The sequence below is a fragment of the Mesorhizobium sp. CA12 genome (genome assembly GCF_020165255.1).
In the GTDB taxonomy this organism is placed as follows: Bacteria; Pseudomonadota; Alphaproteobacteria; order Rhizobiales; family Rhizobiaceae; genus Mesorhizobium.
Window position 1 is genome coordinate 17009 of record NZ_JAIUHT010000028.1, and the last position, 17683, is coordinate 34691.

Annotated in this window: 13 protein-coding genes; 8 read left to right on the top strand and 5 right to left on the bottom strand. The window is 64.1% G+C overall.

All coding sequences use genetic code 11. The features are described from left to right. Positions 1-82: 82 nt before the first annotated feature. Genes LB520_RS28495 through LB520_RS28505 form a run of 3 tightly spaced genes read right to left on the bottom strand, consistent with a single transcriptional unit; the run spans position 83 to position 2966 of the window. Positions 83-1006, bottom strand: a complete 924-nt coding sequence (locus tag LB520_RS28495; protein WP_224640154.1) for a DUF6492 family protein — start codon at positions 1004-1006, stop codon at positions 83-85. Beyond that, complete coding sequence (locus LB520_RS28500; RefSeq protein ID WP_224640155.1) at positions 1003-1797, bottom strand: WecB/TagA/CpsF family glycosyltransferase; 795 nt, start codon at positions 1795-1797, stop codon at positions 1003-1005. Before LB520_RS28500 ends, LB520_RS28495 begins: the two co-directional genes overlap by 4 nt. Then, positions 1794-2966 carry a glycosyltransferase gene (locus LB520_RS28505; RefSeq protein WP_224640156.1) on the bottom strand — a complete coding sequence of 391 codons (1173 nt, stop codon included), beginning with the start codon at positions 2964-2966 and terminating at the stop codon, positions 1794-1796. The genes LB520_RS28500 and LB520_RS28505 overlap by 4 nt, the downstream gene beginning before the upstream one ends. 169 nt (positions 2967-3135) lie before the next feature. Here LB520_RS28505 and LB520_RS28510 point away from each other — a divergent pair, with 169 nt between their 5' ends. The 3 genes from LB520_RS28510 (at position 3136) to proC (ending at position 6318) form a co-directional block, all read left to right on the top strand. Further along, the gene (locus LB520_RS28510; protein ID WP_224640157.1) at positions 3136-4134 is read left to right on the top strand and encodes a glycosyltransferase family 2 protein; all 999 of its coding nucleotides are present in this window, start codon (positions 3136-3138) and stop codon (positions 4132-4134) included. Further along, a complete protein-coding gene (locus LB520_RS28515) occupies positions 4103-5422 on the top strand; it encodes an O-antigen ligase family protein (RefSeq protein ID WP_224640158.1) in 1320 nt (439 codons plus the stop codon). Before LB520_RS28510 ends, LB520_RS28515 begins: the two co-directional genes overlap by 32 nt. A gap of 80 nt (positions 5423-5502) precedes the next feature. Continuing rightward, positions 5503-6318 (top strand): pyrroline-5-carboxylate reductase, encoded by an 816-nt coding sequence (gene proC, locus LB520_RS28520; protein ID WP_224640159.1) that lies wholly within the window; start codon positions 5503-5505, stop codon positions 6316-6318. On the opposite strand, the gene LB520_RS28525 is transcribed toward proC, so the two are convergent. Then, positions 6293-7633 (bottom strand): NAD(P)H-dependent oxidoreductase, encoded by a 1341-nt coding sequence (locus LB520_RS28525; RefSeq protein ID WP_224640160.1) that lies wholly within the window; start codon positions 7631-7633, stop codon positions 6293-6295. The genes proC and LB520_RS28525 overlap by 26 nt on opposite strands. Positions 7634-8103: 470 nt before the next feature. On the opposite strand from LB520_RS28525, the gene LB520_RS28530 reads away from it, so the two are divergent. From LB520_RS28530 to LB520_RS28545, 4 genes are read left to right on the top strand one after another with little or no spacing between them, the layout of a single operon-like run. Beyond that, the gene (locus LB520_RS28530; protein WP_224640166.1) at positions 8104-9492 is read left to right on the top strand and encodes a TolC family protein; all 1389 of its coding nucleotides are present in this window, start codon (positions 8104-8106) and stop codon (positions 9490-9492) included. 38 nt (positions 9493-9530) lie between these two features. Beyond that, positions 9531-11663, top strand: coding sequence for a type I secretion system permease/ATPase (locus tag LB520_RS28535; protein ID WP_095765655.1), 2133 nt, complete (start codon positions 9531-9533; stop codon positions 11661-11663). A 15-nt stretch (positions 11664-11678) separates the two neighbouring features. Further along, positions 11679-12968, top strand: coding sequence for an HlyD family type I secretion periplasmic adaptor subunit (locus tag LB520_RS28540; protein ID WP_224640161.1), 1290 nt, complete (start codon positions 11679-11681; stop codon positions 12966-12968). Then, positions 12958-13599 (top strand): ribbon-helix-helix domain-containing protein, encoded by a 642-nt coding sequence (locus LB520_RS28545; protein WP_224544187.1) that lies wholly within the window; start codon positions 12958-12960, stop codon positions 13597-13599. The genes LB520_RS28540 and LB520_RS28545 overlap by 11 nt, the downstream gene beginning before the upstream one ends. Positions 13600-13694: 95 nt before the next feature. Here LB520_RS28545 and LB520_RS28550 read toward each other — a convergent pair whose 3' ends face one another. Continuing rightward, positions 13695-14639, bottom strand: a complete 945-nt coding sequence (locus tag LB520_RS28550) for a transglutaminase-like cysteine peptidase (protein WP_224640162.1) — start codon at positions 14637-14639, stop codon at positions 13695-13697. Between the two features lie 324 nt (positions 14640-14963). Between LB520_RS28550 and LB520_RS28555 the strand changes: the two genes are divergently transcribed. After that, positions 14964-17683 (top strand): beta strand repeat-containing protein (locus LB520_RS28555; RefSeq protein ID WP_224640163.1); only part of this gene is annotated, 2720 nt, incomplete at its 3' end.

Sequence of the window (17683 nt, forward strand, 5' to 3'; positions counted from 1 at the left end):
GTGCTCACGTACTTTAGTACGCTCCGCTCCGGTTCTCGGAAGCCACTGTTTTCGACTCGGCCTGACCTGAATCCCGCGCAGGCTAATCAAGCCCTATCAGGCGGCGGATGCGGCCGGTATCGGTGCCGATGAAGGATTGCATGCCGATCGCCACCTGTTCCGGCGCCATGGTGTCGACGAAGCGGCGGAATTCCTCGTCCGACAGCGGCTCGCCGTTCCAGTGGACGCGGCAGAACTCCTCCGAGCCGTGGAAATGGCCTGCGCCTTGAAGCACGTCGTCGACATAGCGGCCATAGATCATGCATTCGGAGAATTTTCGCGCCGAGCCGACGACGCCGACCCAGTCGCGACCATGCACCTTCTCGATGCGCTCGCACATGGCGTTGACCGTCTCGCGGCGCCACGCGATCAGCGTCGAGATGTAGTCGTGGCTCGATGGATTGGCGGGATCGATGCCGAGCGCGGCGCCGGCATTGCGCGACCAGATGCGATGCTCGTCATGGCCATCGCTCGCCAGCACGCCGTCGCGCCGGAACAGCCGCACCTTGCCGTCGCGCCAGAAGGCGTTCGCGTCGAACGGCTTCAGGAAGGCGACGTCGGAATCGCAGAAGACGAGCACGTCTTCCTTTGCCTGCCCGGCAATGGCGATACGGCGCAGCTGCTGCACATGCCAGCCGCGCAGCGGCTGCGTTTTCAGGCTCAGCCAGACGCGGCGGCGGAAGCCGCTCAGCGGATCGTCGAACACGCGCAGCCAGCGCGGCAACAGGTCCCGCTCGTCGACAACGCTGCGGCGGCTGCCTTCCAGCTGGCGAAACAGCGCGACATCGCGATGTTCGGTGAGGATATAATGATGCGCCATGCCGGTGACGTGGCGATCGATGGTTTCGCATAAAAGCCGGCAGCGCTCGAAATCGGGAGCGTAGCTTGCGGTGACGATCGCAGCCAAGGGCATGCGCGGCAGCGCTTCGACCGCAGTGGAGGCGTCCGGAACGAAGCGGCTGTTCACCGGCGCGCCTCTAGCGGCAGCGGCATGCGCAACAGCTTCTGCTTGACGACGCGCCACAGGAAGAGCGGATTGCCGACAATATAGCGGCGCCACAGGCGGCCGGGTTCGATCCACAGGCGGAACAGCCATTCGAGCCGCAGCCGGCGCAGCCATAGCGGCGCGCGCGGCACCGAGCCGCTCATGAAATCGAGCAGGGCGCCGACTGCGACCGGCAGCGTGCAATGGCGGCTGTCGATGTGGCGCTCGATCCACAATTCCTGGCGCGGCACACCCATGGCGACGAGCAGCACATCCGGCCGCAGCCTGGCGATGCGCTCGAGGATCGCTGGCTCCTCAGCGGCCGAGAAGAAACCGTCATGGATGACGACGAATTCGTGCTGCATGGCGAGCGTCGAAAGCTTCGCGGACGCGGCTTCGGCATTGGCGCGCGTCGTGCCGAGCAGCGCCACCGTCAGCGGGTGCGACGAGGCCTGCAGGAAGGCCGGAATGAAGTCCGTGCCGTTGAGATTGCTCGGGAAAGGCGCGCCGTAAAGCAGCTTTGCCGCCATGTCGACGCCGACGCCGTCGGGCAGGATGAGGAAGTTTTCCAGCGCCTCGGCAAAGACCGGGTCGGTGCAGGCAAGGTTGGCGTTGTGGGCGTTGAGAAAGCTCACCTTGGTGAAGCGACGCTCGTCGATCAGCCTGGTGAGCAAGGCGATGGCCTCGTCCCAGCGTATGGCCAGCACCGGAATGCCCAAAATGGTCTTCAGCGTATCAAAGCCGAAAGCGGCGCGCGCGGTGTGCATGTTCACGCGGCCGCCTCCTGCCTGACGGCGCCGAGCTTCTCCAGGCCAAGCCCGATCGCGACGTCGAGCGCCTTGAGCTGGCGGCGATGAAAGGCGCTGCCATCCACGTCGCGGACATGGGCCGCAGCCGCCTGCAGCGCCGCCGCGAAAGCAATCGGATCGTCGGTCACTACGCAATTATCGGGGCGATAGCCGATGCCGCGCAGCGAGCGACTGGTGGCGACGGACGGCAGGCCAAGCTCGAAGGTCTCGATGGTCTTCAACTGCACGCCGCTGCCGGCGGTGCTGATCAAGGGAATGACGGCGGCGCCGCGCACGAAGGCCTGCGCATCCGGAACCCTGCCGACGAAGGAAACGCCGGGATGCGGCGAGCTGATGCCGGAAGGCACAATGCCCGCGATCCTGATGCGGAAATCCGGCTTCAGATGCGGCACGACCTTGGTCAGGAACCAGTCGAGGCCGATGCGGTTCGGCTGCCAGGTCCAGGTGCCGATCAGCGCGGCGTCGCAATCGATATGCCGCTTCGCCCTGCTTGTCGGCGCCTGCGTACGGGTGACCAGCGGCAGCACCGCGGAGCGCCGGTCGGAGGCGACGCCAAGTGCCGCGCGGTCTTCCTCGGCCAGCGTGAAGACAAAGCGCGCCGCGCCGCAGAGCCGCTCTTCCATGACCTTGAGGAGCCTGGCCTCGCGGCGGAACATCCAGCGCTGAAGCGCGCTGCCGGCCGCGGCCGCATTTTCCTCGGCCGAGCGGTGCTCGACATTGTGCGCGACGAAGACGAATGGACGGTCGGCGAGAACCTTCTCAAAGGCGCCGGCGAACTGCACCGAGTTTAGGACATAGCCGTCGAAGGGACCGGCGCGTTCGATGGCGTCGCGGACTTGCGCATCGGCAACGACACGCAGCTTGACGGAGGAAAAAGTAAGACCGGAGAGAACCGCCTTGCCCAGCCAGGCAAGCTTTTGCAGCGGCGACGCGCATTCGGTGCGGACCTCGACGGCGTCGAGCACGATGGTGTTTTGCGGATCGGACGGGGCCTTGCCCGGCCAGATGAAGCCGATCACCGTCACGCGCACGCCGGCGCGCCGCAGCGCGTCGATGATCGCGGCGTTGGCAATCTCGTAGCCCGAGGCGAGAGCGCCATCAGGCACGATCGATGTGGCGAACAGCAGATGCATCTCACCTATCCTTGGCTGCAGCCGGTAGCAAAACGCGGTGAAGCCTTGATTAAATGGCACTGTCAAAGGCCGAAGACCCGGCTTTTCCGAAGGACGGGCGAGAAGGTGATTAACGAAACGTTATCACCGCGATGCTATCGAGGGCTCAAACCCTCGCTGCTGGAAACGGATGATCCCTTTGCCGTCCGACGCTTCTGTATCGATCGCGGGACGGTCGCCGGGGCTTGCCGCCGAGACCGTCGAGGCGGTCGTGACGCTGCCGACCTTCAAACGGCCAAAGCAGGTGCTGGAAACGCTGGCTTCGCTCAAGGCGCAACGGACCGGCAGGCGCTTTGCCGTCATCGTCATGGAAAATGAGGCCGAGGCGCGCGAGGGCGCCAAGGCGGTGCTGCCCCTGTTCGAAAGCGGCGAGATGCCCGGCATGGTCATCATCGCGCATGAGCGCGGCAATTGCAGCGCCTACAATGCCGGTTGGCAGACGGCGATCCTGCAGTTTCCCAATTTTCGCCACCTGCTGGTCATCGATGACGACGAGATCGCCGAGCCAGACTGGCTGGAGCGCATGTGCGGCGCCGCGGAGACGCTTGAAGCCGACATTGTCGGCGGCCCGCAAGTGCCGGTCTTCGCCGATCCAAGCCACGGCAGATGGGCAGAACATCCGGTGTTCGCGCCGCCCTATCGGGAGACGGGCCGCGTGCCGGCGCTTTATTCATCCGGCAACCTGCTGCTCGGTCGCAACGTGCTCTCGGCCATGGGACCGCCCTTCCTCGACCTCAGGTTCAATTTCATGGGCGGCGGCGATTCCGACTTTCTCAGCCGGTCCGCGCAGAAAGGCTTCGTTCTCGGCTGGTGCGCCGAGGCAAAAGTCAACGAGACCGTGCCGGCCCGGCGCGTCGAGGCCGACTGGATCCGCGCCCGCAGCCTGCGCAATGGCGTGATCTCGACGCTGGTCGAAAAGAAGAAGCGCGCCGGCACGCCGCTTGCCGGCCTCAAGGTTTTCCTGAAGAGCCTGGCGCTGCTCGCCGCCTCGCCGCTGCGCGGCGCCATCCGGCTGGCGCGCACCGGCTCGCTGACGACGAGCCTCTATCCAGTCTATGTCGCGCTCGGCCGGGTGCTCGCCGAATTCGGATATGCCAATGAGCAGTACCGGCAGCCTGAGAAGAATTGAGCGCGCGCCGCTCGGCGCCGCCTTCACTAGGGAAGGTGTGGCGACGGCTATCGCCGCGCTCCTGTTCACCGTCATCATCGTCTCGTTCCGGCCCTTCCAGCCGGCAGGCGCGGAACTGACCGGCGACGGCGGCGACATCGTCAACCAACTCGGCTTCGGATCGCTCGGCGCGGTCTCCATCTTCTCGCTGCTGGCCTTCGCCGACCCGCGCGTGGTGCGCTCGCTGGTCAGCCCTTCCTGGGCGCTGATGCTGGGCTTCTTCTTCCTGTCGGTGGTGCTTGCCACCGATCCGCCCGCGGCGATGCGCGCCGCCTCCTTCACTATGATCGGCATCATCACCATGGCGACGATCCTGGTGCTGCCGCGCGATGCCGATTCCTTCGCCAGGGTGGTCATCTTCACCGCCGTGGTGGTGATCGGCCTTTCCTATATCGGCCTGATCGTCTTCCCGCATGAAGCGCTTCACACCGCCGACTCGCAGGAGCCCGAGCATGCCGGCCTGTGGCGCGGCGTCTTCACGCACAAGAACATCGCCGGTCCGGTGATGGCCTGTTTCAGCTTCACCGGACTGTACCTCTTCCGGCGCGGCCAGCGCTGGTGGGGCGCCGGCATCTTCTGCGCGGCGATGATCTTCATGCTGCACACCGGCTCCAAGACGACCGCCGGGCTGATCCCGTTCTCGATCATGATCGTCGTGCTGCCCAGCCTCATCGGCATGCGGCTCGGCACGCCGATCCTATTTGCGCTGGCCATCATCGCGACCGCCGTCGGCACGCTCGGCATCGTCTTCATCGCGCCGGTGAAGCATTTGGCGGCAATCTATTTCCCCGATCTCACCTATACCGGACGCACGACGCTTTGGGAGTTCGCCGGCGAGATGCTGGCGAAGAAGCCCTGGACCGGCTACGGCTATGAAAGCTTCTGGGGGACGCCACTGCTGCTCAACCAGGACCAGCCCTTCGACCGGCCCTGGGATATCCGCACCATCGTTCACGGTCACGACGGCTATCTCGACATCGCCGTACTGATGGGCATCCCGGCGCTCTGCGTCGCCGTCTACACCTTCCTGATCGCCCCTTTGCGCGACTATATGCGCATCCCGGCGCGCAAGGAAAACATCTTCCTCGGCGACTTTTTCATGATGGTGGTGCTGTTTACGGCGCTGAACGGTTTCCTGGAAAGCTTCTTCTTCCATCGCGGCGATCCCGTCTGGCTGTTCTTCGTGCTCGGCGTACTCGGCTTGAGACAAGTCTCGCTGCGGCCGATCCCGGTTCGCCTTTCAAACTAATCCTGGCCGATCGATCTCCCGCCGACTGCTCTTTTCCACTGCGGCGCAACCGTCTAAGGAGAGCCTTCTCGGAGGTTTTCATGACGATCAGGCTCATTCTCGCCGGTTGCGGCAATATGGGTTACGCCATGCTCTCGGGCTGGCTGAAATCCGCCAAGCTCGAGCCGCAAGCGGTGTTCGTGGTCGAGCCCAACGCGGAACTGCGCCGGCGCGCCGAACATCTGGGCTGCCGTGCTGCCGCCGACGCCGCCGGCATTCCGGCCGATGCCGTGCCCGATCTCGTCGTCATCGCGGTAAAGCCGCAGGTGATCCGCGAGGTGACGGCGCAGTACAAGCGCTTCGGCGACGGCAGGACCAGCTTTCTCTCCATCGCCGCCGGCACGCCGGTCGCCACGTTCGAGGAAATCCTGGGCGAGCTCGCGCCGGTCATCCGCTGCATGCCGAACACGCCGGCGGCGATCGGCAAAGGCATGATGGTCGTTTTCTCCAACCCGCTGGTCTCCGACGACGTCCGCCGCTTCGTCCTGGAGCTGCTTTCGGCGAGCGGCGTCGTGACGACGATCGACGACGAGGGCCTCATGGACGCCGTGACGGCCGTGTCCGGCTCCGGCCCGGCCTATATCTTCCATTTCATCGAGGCGCTGACGGTCGCGGCCGAGAAGGCCGGCCTTCCCGCCGAAACCGCCAAGCTGCTTGCCATGCAGACCGTCTTCGGCGCCGCCTCGCTCGCCGCCGAAAGCGAAGACGAGCCGGGCGTGCTGCGCCAGCAGGTGACCAGCCCCAACGGCACCACCGCTGCGGCGCTTGCAGTGCTGATGGGCGGCGACCGCCTGACGAAGCTCGTCACCGAAGCCGTGGAAGCCGCGCGGCTCAGGTCGATAGAGCTGGGGAAGTAACCTTCGTTCCGTAGAGCATGTCATCCTGCAGCCGGCGCAGGGCATAAAGTCTCGTCGTCCGGTCCGGCACGGCATTGTCCTCGGTCAACAACTCGCCCTTCTTCACCGGCTTCAGCACCTTGCCGCCTTCGAGCAAGCCGACCGGAACAGCGCGGACGGCGCGGGCGTCGCCGACGGTCATGGTCCAGGAGCGGTAGCTGGTCTCGCCGATCGCATCGAAGGTCTCCCCGGCGGCAAGGTCGCGCTTGGCGACCGCGCAGACTTCCGCCACCGGCCTCGGCAGAGGCACCATATCGGGCTTGCCGTAGAGCATGATACGGGCGGCGGTGAGCGGCACCTCCAGCGAAGTCAGGTGATAGGGCCGGAACAGCCCGTAATAAGGGCCCGTGCCGACATGGAGATCGTCCATGCGTTCGACGACGCGCGGGTGCATCGCCTCGACGATGACGAAAACGCCGGGCGCCACGCCCTTGCCGATCGTGTAATCGACGACGCCTTTCCTCGACAGGAGCCCGCCACGCTCTTTCGGGATCAGCACCTTGGCCAGCTGATCGCGATCGGCCCTGGGGCCGTGCATGCCTGGAACATCCGGGACCAGCGCGGTGGCGTTGGCAATGGCGCACATCTCGACCATGGTCTTCGAGCCGTCGACAAACTCGACCAGCATGCGCGGGTTCATGTTGCGGCGCGCCGCCTCTTCCCGGTAGTCGTCGGGAACCGCGTCGTGGTTGAGCGGATTGTTCTTGCCCTTGCCGGCCGCGACGATGCCTAGCCCAAGCGCCGAGGCGAATTCGATCAGCTCCATGCAGCTTGACGGCTCGTCGCCCGCGCCGACCGAATAGACGACACCCAGCCGGTCTGCCTGCTGCTTCAGGTAGCAGCCGATGGTCACGTCGGCCTCGACGTTCATCATCACCAGATGCTTGCCATGTTCCATCGCCATCAGGTCGAAATCGGCGGCGACGCCAGGTTTTCCGGTGGCGTCGATGACGACATCGATCAGCGGGTTGGTGACCAGCATCTCGTTCGAGGTGATGGCGATCCTGCCGCTCTCGATCGCCCGGGTAACCATGGAAGCGGTTTCGGCCTCTACCGCCATCGCCTCGTCGCCAAAGGCGATGCGGATCGCCTCACGGGCGGTGTGCGGACGGCGCGTGGAGATGGCCGCGATCGAGATGCCCGGCATCAGCATGCCCTGCGTCACCAGATCGGTCCCCATCTCGCCGGAGCCGATGACGCCGATGCGCACCGGCCTGCCCTCGGCGGCGCGTCGGGCAAGATCGCGGGCAAGCCCGGTCAGGGTGATATTGGTCATGCAACAAAATCCACGGCTTTTTGCTCGGCCGGCAATACAGGGAACGATCCGCGTTTGCCAATCAAACCAGGCTGAAATGGCGTTTTCTTGCGCATGCTTTGCAAGGCCGCAGCAGATTTCGCGGGAGCTTGTGCATGGCCGCCGTACGATTCGCCGTTTCTTTCAGACCATAACCATCGCTGCGCGATTTGAACTGGGAGAGTCCCGACGAGCGCGCCCGGTTTCTGTGCTATTTTTGCTACAGGCTTTAACCCTAATGCCGGAAATCGCAATTTTAGCGGGTGTCTAATCCATTATATGCTCACGTCCCCAAAAAATCTGATAGATACTGGCTGAAAGGTCCGGTGGCAGGCTTGGGCAAATAAGCGCCAATAAAAAAATAATGGCGCGGGGATAGTCACGGGGTAGAAATGACCAGGACGGGTAAAATTACCGTCGGCTGGCGCGTTGCGCTTGCTGTCACGGTGTCAATGTTGGCTTGTGGTAGCGCCAGCGCACTCACACTCAAAGAAGCTGTCGCCGTCGCCGTGGAGTCCAATCCGGAGATTGGACAGGCGATCGAAAACCGCGAAGCGATCGAATTCGAGCTGCGACAGGCCAAAGGCCTTTACCTTCCCAGCGTCGACCTGGAAGCATCGACCGGCGTTCGCCGCCTGGACAACGACACGCGGCGCGCTCTCGACGAGGATCACAAAGCTCTCTATCCGAACGAGGCAGACCTCACCGTCTCGCAGACGCTTTATGACAGCGGCGCAAGGCGGGCGGAGCTGAACCGCCAGGCCTCGCGGGTCGATGGAGCGTCCTTCAGGGTTCTGGAACGGTCCGAGTTCATCGGGCTCGCCGTCGTCCAGGATTATCTGGAATACATGCTGCAGGCTTCGATCGTGGTCGAAGCCAAGAAGAACCTCGGCTTCCATCAGTCCATCCTCGGCGATATCAGGCAAGGCATCGCAGGCGGCGCGCTCAACGATGCCGACCGGCAGCAGGCCGAGGAACGCCTTTATGCCGCCAAGGCGCGGATGCAGGAAGCGACCGAAGAACTCGAGGCGGCCAAGATCCGCTTCTTCAAGAATGTCGGCAAGCCGCTGACCAACGCGTCGCGGCCCGCCGATGTCGCAGCCGCCCTGCCGCGGTCGCTGGACGATGCGATCGGGCTCGCCAGGCAGAACAATCCGCGCGTCCATATGGCCAACAGCGACATCGACGCCGCCGCTTCGCTGGTCGACGCGGCGCGGGCGAAATACGGCCCGACGGTTACCGCCGAGGGCGTTGCCCGGGGCGGATATGACATCGACGGCGACAATGGCGACGCGAGCGATCTGCAGGCTCGGGTGGTGCTGCGCTGGAACCTCTATCGCGGCGGCATCGACAAGGCCAACGAACAGGAACAGATTCGCCGCACCAGCGAGCAGCGCCTTGCGCTGCACCAGGTGCTGCGCGAGATCGAGGAAGCCGTCCGGACCTCATGGGACCGCCGCTTCCGCCAGGCGGAGCTGGCAAAGACACTGCGCCAGCAGGCAGCCACCAATGAAAAGCTGGTCGCCTCCTATCGCGAGCAGTTCAAGGTCGGGCAGCGCTCGCTGCTCGACGTGCTCGATGCCCAGAACACGCGCTTCAACACCGCGACGCTGGCCGACACGTCGTCCTACGCGTCGCTGTTCGCGGAATACCGGCTGCTGGCCGCAACCGGCGAATTGCTGAAGACGCTCAACATCCAGCCGGCCAAGCAGGCCGCGGCCTACGCGCGTGAGGAATTCGGTGTGCCGGCCACGGCCGATACCGAGACCTATGCGCGCACGCCGTCGGAGCAGAAGAACGATCTGCCGTTCGACATCCTCGCGCCGGTCAGGAAAAAGTAGCCGATGTAGTATCGATCTTCGGTCCTTCGGGGCGGATCGTGAACCAGCAACCTAATATCCTATCGCCCAAGGAGGCTTTCAAAGCCTGCTTCTGCGCTGTGGCGGCCTATCTCGGCAGGCCGAGCGCCGAAACGGTGCTGTTTGCCGGCGTGCCGATTTCGGAGACACGCATCGAGCCGGACGAGATCCGCCATCTGGCCGAGCGCATCGGCCTGGAGGTGCAGAATTTCAGCCATCGCGATTTCCTGCGCGGCCGCTTCGATCTTCCGGCCATCGTCTTTCGCGTCAGCCAATTGCCGATCGCCCTCCTGGCGGAGATCGAGGGCGGGCAATATCTGACGGCGCCGCAGGAAAACGGCCGCACCACGATCGACAGGTCGGAACTCGCCGAAAGCTATATCAGCGGCGGCACGTCCTTCTCGATCACCTATGCCAATCAGGCCGAGGAGATGACGGTCGGCACCGCCGCGCGGATCGAAAGGCGCCACTGGCTGACCGGCACCATGGGGGCGTTCTGGCGCACCTATTCGAAAGTGGTGCTGTCGGCGGTGTTCATCAATCTGCTGGCGATCGCCTCGCCGATCTTCACCATGAATGTCTACGACCGCATCCTGCCCAACAAGGCGATCTCGACGCTGTGGGTGCTGGCGCTCGGCATCGGCGCGGCGATCCTGTTCGACCTGCTGCTGAAGACGGCCAGGGCATCGCTGATCGACTATGCCGGTCGCAAGGCGGATCTGCGGATTTCCTACCTGCTGTTTGAGAAAGTGCTGAATTCCTCGCTTTCGGCGCGGCCCGGGTCGACGGGCGAATATGCAAACCGCGTCACGCAATACGAGTTCGTGCGCGAGTTCTTCACCTCGAACACCATCAGCGTCTTCATCGACACTATCTTCGTCTTCGTCTTCCTGGCGGTCATCTACGCCATCGGCGGCTGGCTGGTGGTGATACCGGCGCTGGCCTTCGTCATCTCCGTCATTGTCGGGCTGATCACGCAGCGGCGGATCGGCAAGCGGGTCGCGGCCTCGATGAACGAGGCGTCGCAACGCCAGGCCCTGCTGGTCGAGTCCATCTCGACGCTGGAGACGATCAAGTCGCTGCGCGCCGAAGCCTACCTGCTGCGCAAATGGGGCGAGCACTCGAAGAACGCGGCCAACACGTCGGAAAAAATCAAGGAGCTCTCGGCGGCGGCGGGCAACATCACCGGCGCCATCCAGCAATTCGTGACGGTAGCCCTGGTCGTGGCTGGCGCCTATGCGTTCTCGGAAGGCCAGGTGTCGACCGGCGCCATCATCGGCACCGTGATGCTCGCCGGCCGCGCCGTGGCGCCGCTCGGCCAGATCGCCATCACGCTTGCCCGGTTCCGGCAGGCGATGCTGTCGCTCAAGATCATCAACACGATCATGTCGCAACCGGAGGACCGCCCCGACACCGTCGGCTTCGTCAACCGGCCGATCCGCAGCGGCGCGCTGGTCTTCAGGAATGTCGGCTTCGCCTATCCGGGCACGGAAAACGAGGTTCTGAGCGGGCTCAACATCGCGGTCAAGCCCGGCGAGCGGGTCGGCATCATCGGCCGCATCGGCTCCGGCAAGACCACGATGGGACGGCTGATCGGCCGGCTGTTCCTGCCGACGTCGGGGGAGCTGCTGCTCGACGGCATCGACATCCGCCAATACCACCCCTCGGAGGTCCGTGCCGCGGTCGGCATCGTCGCGCAGGCCGGGGACCTGTTTTCGGGAACCATCAAGGAGAACCTCCTGATGGCGGCGCCGGGAGCGACGGACGAGGAGATCATCGATGCGGCGAAAGCCGCCGGCGTCGACGACTTCGTGTCGCGGCATCCGCGTGGCTACGACATGAATGTCGGCGAGCGCGGCACCAATCTCTCGGGCGGCCAAAGGCAGGCCGTGGCGATCGCGCGGCTGCTTTTGACCAAACCGAAGATCGTCTTCCTGGACGAACCGTCGGGTTCGATGGATCTCGCTTCCGAGCGGCAGTTGATCAAACAGCTCAAGGTGGCGTTCGACCGCAGCACGACGCTGATCGTGTCGACCCATCGCTACAGCATGCTGGAACTTGCCGACCGCCTCATCGTCATCGACCAGGGCCGCGTCGTCGCCGACGGGCCGAAGGAACAAGTCATCCAGGCGCTGCAAAAGGCAAATGCCTGACCGGAACGTATGGACATGCTAGCAAGGGAAGACCGGCCACCACTTTTCGCCTCGGCGTCCGTCTACATCGTCGGGGCGCTGTTCGTGTGCTTCACGGCCTGGGCCTCGTTCGCCGAGGTCGACGAGATCGCGCGCGGCGACGGCAAGGTGATACCCGCTTCGAAGACGCAGATCATCCAGGCCAGCGAACCGGGCGTGGTGCAGGAGATCGCCGTCCAGATCGGCCAGACGGTCAAGAGGAACGACCTCATCATCCGCCTCGACAATTCGGGCAACACTTCGAGCCTTGGCGAAGAGAAGGCCAAGGCGCGAGCTTTGCAGGCGCGCATCGCCAGGCTGCAGTTCGAGCAGAGCGGCAGTGTCGAAGGGTCGTTCCCCTGCCCGGCGGAAATCCAGAAGGTCGCGCCGGAGATCTGCGATAACGAGCAAAGGCTGCTTGTCGCGCGCCGCGACAATTTCGAGGTCAAGCTGTCGGTTCTCAAATCGCGCCTCGACCAGCGCGAGAAGGAACTCGACGAGGCCACCGCCAACGCCGACCGCCTGTCGAAGAGCCTTGCCGTCACCGACCAGGAAGCGGCGCTGGTCGAACCCATGGTCAAGAAAGGCCTGATGGCCAGGACCGAACAGATCCGCGTCGAGCGCGAACAGACCGATCTTCGCGGACAACTGACCCTTGCCGGCGAGACCATCAAGAAGAGCCAGGGAGCAATCACCGAGGCGCAGCTTCAGGTGAATGAATTGGGGCTGCAATTGCAGCAGGAGGCGTTGAGCGACCTGACGCAGGCGCTCGCCGATCTGTCCGTGGTCGACGAAACCATTCGCGGCGCCACCGACAAGGTGGCGCGCACCGACATCCGCTCACCGGTCGACGGCATCGTCAACACGCTCGACGTCAACACGCTCGGCGCCTTCGTGCAGCCCGGCGCGGTGGTGGCCGGCATTGTGCCGACCTCCGAGACACTGCTGGTCGAGGCCCGGGTTTCGCCGCGCGACGTCGCCTTCATCCAGCCGAACCAGGAGGCGCTGATCAAGGTCACCGCCTATGATTTCTCGATCTTCGGCGGCATCGAGGGCAAGGTCTCCAACATCACCGCCGACAGCCTCGTCGACCAGAAGACGGGCGAGCCCTATTACCAGGTGCGGGTCGCCACCGACAAATCGACGCTTACCAGGAACGGCAAGACCTATTCGATCATCCCCGGCATGATCTGCTCGGTCGACATCAAGACCGGACGCAAGACGATCCTCAACTATCTTTTGAAGCCCATCAACAAGGCGCGTCAGGAGGCAATGAGTGAGCGATAGCGCCATCCATCCGGGCACCTCGCGCGAGAGGCTGCTGCCATCGCTCGCGGCCGAGGATTTCGGCCCCGAATTCCGCGTCGTGGCGCGCGGCGGCGTGCGTCGCGGCATTCGGCTGGAGCGCGCCTTCTGGGTTTCGCTGAAGCAGATGGCCGAAAACCGCAAATGCACGATCGGCATGCTGGTCGAGGAGATCGCCGAACACCATCCCGACCAGGGCAACCTCACCTCGGCGATCCGCGTCGCCTGCATGCGCGGCCTCGCCGAGGAAAGCATGGAATTGCGCAAGCTCGCTTCGATCCGCACGATCAACGCGATCCTGGTCGCCTGCCCCTCGCCCGCCTTCGCACTGTCTTCTTCGAAGAAGATCCTGGCTTTCAACACGCCGTTCCAGCAACTGGTCCGGCGCCAATTGCCGAGCGCGCCCGGGGAGGATGGGCGCCAGGACTTGAAGCTGGCGCTCGACCTCAACGTTCCCGACATCTTCGCCCGGCTCGACGCCAATGGCGAAACGCCGGTCACCAGCGGTTTCGTCATCGGCGCCGGCGAGCGCCGCTATCGCGGCCAGCTCAGCGCCGTGCGTGCGCCCGTCACCGAGCCGGAACTGCTGATGGCTTTCGTCTACAACGGCTAGAGCTACGCATTCCTCCGGAACTGTCCGGGCCGCGCGAAGACAACAGAGCGACCGTGTATTTTCGTATTTTCCGCGAGGCGCTGAACCGCTCGAAACTACTGCCTCAGGCTCGAAGCCACTGATGGTTCCGGCGATCCTTCCCCCGGAGCGACCGTGGCGAAGCCGCCGGCGATGTCGGCGACCTGCGCGCCGGACTTCGACCCGTGGATCCAGGCGCGATCGGTGCTGAAGGAATAGAGCGGAACATAGTCGGGCAGATCGCTGTCGCGCAGGACGGCGTTGCCGAGGCTGTCGAGGATGAAGGCGCCGCTTCCCGTGCTCACCGACAGGACGGCATGGAAGAACTTGCGGCGGCGATCCTGGAGCACCACCAGCGACATGCTCTGCGCCGGGATGCCGGCCCTGAGCAGCGCCGCCATCTTCAATATGGCGAAATCCTCGCAATCGCCGGCGCGATGCTCGAGGATTTCCGAAGGCTTCGCCCAATAGTCGAGCTTGCCATAGACGACGCTGTCCTTGCGATAGGCGATCAGGCGGTTGATGCTGCTGTTGACGAAGGACAGCTTGTCGCGAAAGCCCTTGTCGTCGGCAATCTTGACGATCTCGGCGAAAGCCGGGTTCTCGCGGTCGCAGACGCTGCCGGCGGTGCAATCGACGATGGCCCTGTAGACCGGAGCCCAGCGCGCCGCGACCGGGAAGTTGCGCATCGACAAAGCGACCGAGCCGAAGACGCCGGGGATGATCGCGGCGGTCTGGATCGGGTCGATGCCGGGATCGGCCTTGGGGTGCGCTTCAGCCTCGTAAGGCGCTGCCGGCGCGTAGCCCACAGAAACATCCGCGATCCGGTACGCGGAGGCCGGCTGCCAGGGCAGCGGCCGGGCCAGCGAAACGCCGCCGAGGCTCGCGGGCGCAAGCACCTCTTGCAGGACAGGAGCCGCGCCCGAATTCGCGCTTGCCGACGATGGACCTGCCTGAGCGACAAGGCCGATCGCCAGCAAGAGTACCTTGATCCCCGTCGGGTCTGCTTTTTGTATTTTCATAACGCCCACCTTTGACTGTGGACGCTACCAATCTTGTCTCAAATTATCGGAAAGGAAGGTGGGTAAATTTCCGCGAATCACGCTATTCTATTTTGCGTCAAATTTTATTCAAAATTATACTTACATTTACCAAGGCGGAAGGCGTGCTGCGCGGTCATTCCCACCCTCGTTAAGGTCATGCATATCCAGATATATCATCGCAATTTACCAAGTGTAAAAAATGCGATTCTCTACATATTCGAATATATGAAATAGATTGAACGTCTGTTGCAAAGCCCGGGCCTGACATGTCTCTTTCCGGGAAATGCCGGAGGGGCTTTAGCTATGACGACCAATATCGAATTCGACGCCGTTTCAAATTCCTGGGACGAGCACACCAGCGCTGGTGAAAATCATATCTCGACGGGTGTGCAGGTTGCGCAGGCGACCGCCGCCCAGGCGGCGAGCGAACCGGTGCCGGTCGATGTCGGCAGCGGCACGCCGGCCCAAGGCGCGGCCAATGCGCCGGCCGCAAACCAGCCGGCCGATGCCAAGGCTGCTGCGCCCGCGAACGCACCGGCGGCAAATGCAGCGGCAGGCAATACGCCGCATGAATATCATGTCGAGGCCGGCAATGTCGTGAAGCTTCCGGCCAGCGTGTCAATCGACAACATCAAGGTCGACGGACATGATCTCGTCCTCACGCAGCCCGACGGATCCCAGATCGTCATCAAGGACGCCGCGCTGAATGTCCCGACCTTCATTCTCGGCGACGTCGAGGTGCCGCGCGTGGCCCTGATCGCCGCGCTCGAGGCCAGCCATGTTGATATCGCCTTCGGCGCCGACGGCTCGATCTCGGCCGGCGGCAACGGCTCGCCGGGCAGCGCAGGGGGCAATTTCGAACATCCCGCAGGCGGCATCGGCGACGGCTTCGGCCTGACGTCGCTGCTGCCGCCGACGGACCTTGCCTTCGGCCAGCCGGACCATCGGGAGCTGTTCCCGGGATTGCTACCCGATTCGACGCCGACGATCCTCGACCTGACGCCCTCGACCAGCGGCGGCGACACCAGCGTCGATGAAAAAGGCCTCGAGACCGCCGGCGCGACGGGGTCCGGCGAAGCGGGCACCGACCCCGCAATGGACAACGACCCGTCCGAGCACAACACCGGTACCTTCACCATCACCTCGCCCGACGGCATCGGCTCGGTGGACATTAATGGCCATGTGATCACCGCCGCTGAGCTTGCCAACAGCGCGTCGACACCGATCAACATTGCGACGCCCTTCGGCAACACGCTGACCATCAACGGCTACGACGCCGCCACCGGCCAGGTGAGCTACACCTATACGCTGGTGCACAGCGAGCAGCATTCCGGTGCGGGCACCGATTCCATCTTCGACAACATGACGGTGACGGTCACCGACAGCGATGGCGACGTTTCGCTTCCGGGAACGCTGTCCGTCGAAATTATTGACGACGTGCCGACGGCGCATGACGACGCTGCCGCGCAGGCAACCGAGAACGCGCCGGTGACGGTGAACGTGATTGCCAACGACGTGCCCGGCGCGGACGGCGTCAACATCACCGACCCGGCGAAGGTCAGCTATGTGGCGAACTCGCTGACTGGCGGCGCCGGCACGGTCACCTACAACAATGACGGCACCTTCACTTACAAGCCGACTGCTGGCGAAGAAGGAACCGTGACCTTCCAGTACCGGATCGTCGATGGCGACGGCGACGCCTCGGTGGCGACGGTGACGATCAACCTGAAGCCGGATTCGACGCCCACCATCGATGTGACGCCGCAGAATCCTGATGCGAACGGCCATAGCGCAGCGAGCGAGGCCGGCCTTCCGCCGCATGATGGCCTGCCGGCCGGCTCGGGTGAAATCGCCGACAACGACGCGAACAACAACAGCGACACCAGCGAGACGACGACCGGCGCGCTGGCGATCACCACTGGTGGCGACACGATCGGCCACCTTTATGTGACCGACAAGGACAATACCCAGATTGAGGTGACGAACGCGGCCGGCGGCATTCTGGTGCACGGCCAGTATGGCGACCTGACGATCACCGGCACGCCGGGGACCGGCTACACCTATTCCTACACGCTGCTCGACAGCACCACCGGTAACGGCACGCATGACGATTTCGCTGTCCAAGTGGTCGATTCCGACGGCGACCCCGCTTCCACGACGCTCACCATCGACATCGTCAACGACGTGCCGACGGCACGTAACGACACGGACGCGGCGCAGTCGGGCGAGACCGTGACCGGCAATGTCGAGACCGGGACAAGCACCCATGGTCTCGGCGCGGCGGACACGGCTGGAGCGGACGGGATCGCCTCGATCGCTTGGACCAACGCGGTGACCAATGCCGGCGTGACGACGGTGACCGGCGCGCATGGCGTGCTGACCGTCTTCGCCAATGGCGACTACAGCTATCAGGCCACCCCGAATACGCCGACCGGCACTGACGTCTTCAACTACACGATCACCGACGGCGACGGCGATACGTCGCCGGCGACGCTGACGATCGAGGTGACCGGCAGCCAGCCGCGTGTGGTGGCGGAGGTTGCGGCGGTGAACGAGGCGGGCATCGACACAACACCACCGGTCGGTGACCTCGGCCCCGGGACGGTGGACGGCTCGCATGCGGGCGACGGCTCGGAGACGACGACGGGCAAGTTGACCTTCTCGGATCCTGACGGGGCGACCGTGACCGGTGTTCAGGCCGGTAATATCGGCAGCGACGTGAACGGCAATGTCGGCACGAACATCAATGGCACATACGGCATCCTACACGTCAACGCGGACGGCACCTACACCTATACGTTGACGTCGCCGGAAGCGAATGTTCCGGCGGGCAATGACGGCGCCAATGTGCAGCCCGGGCAGGATGTGTTCACCTTCACGGTAACCGACAGCTTCGGCAACACATCCACTTCGACCATCTCGATCAATATCACGGACGATGTACCTACGATCTCGAATGCGGTGGTCGGCAGCTCGGTGACGCTCGACGAGACCAATAACGGTCCGACGACGGACGGCGTGCT

What these genes read in the sequence shown, in the direction of transcription:
- LB520_RS28530 (WP_224640166.1), top strand. Translation starts at nt 8,104, where the DNA reads ATGTTGGCTTGTGGTAGCGCCAGCGCACTCACACTCAAAGAAGCTGTC.
- LB520_RS28550 (WP_224640162.1), bottom strand. Translation starts at nt 14,639, where the DNA reads ATGAAAATACAAAAAGCAGACCCGACGGGGATCAAGGTACTCTTGCTG.
- LB520_RS28505 (WP_224640156.1), bottom strand. Translation starts at nt 2,966, where the DNA reads ATGCATCTGCTGTTCGCCACATCGATCGTGCCTGATGGCGCTCTCGCC.
- LB520_RS28540 (WP_224640161.1), top strand. Translation starts at nt 11,679, where the DNA reads ATGCTAGCAAGGGAAGACCGGCCACCACTTTTCGCCTCGGCGTCCGTC.
- LB520_RS28510 (WP_224640157.1), top strand. Translation starts at nt 3,136, where the DNA reads ATGATCCCTTTGCCGTCCGACGCTTCTGTATCGATCGCGGGACGGTCG.
- LB520_RS28515 (WP_224640158.1), top strand. Translation starts at nt 4,103, where the DNA reads ATGAGCAGTACCGGCAGCCTGAGAAGAATTGAGCGCGCGCCGCTCGGC.
- proC (WP_224640159.1), top strand. Translation starts at nt 5,503, where the DNA reads ATGACGATCAGGCTCATTCTCGCCGGTTGCGGCAATATGGGTTACGCC.
- LB520_RS28525 (WP_224640160.1), bottom strand. Translation starts at nt 7,633, where the DNA reads ATGACCAATATCACCCTGACCGGGCTTGCCCGCGATCTTGCCCGACGC.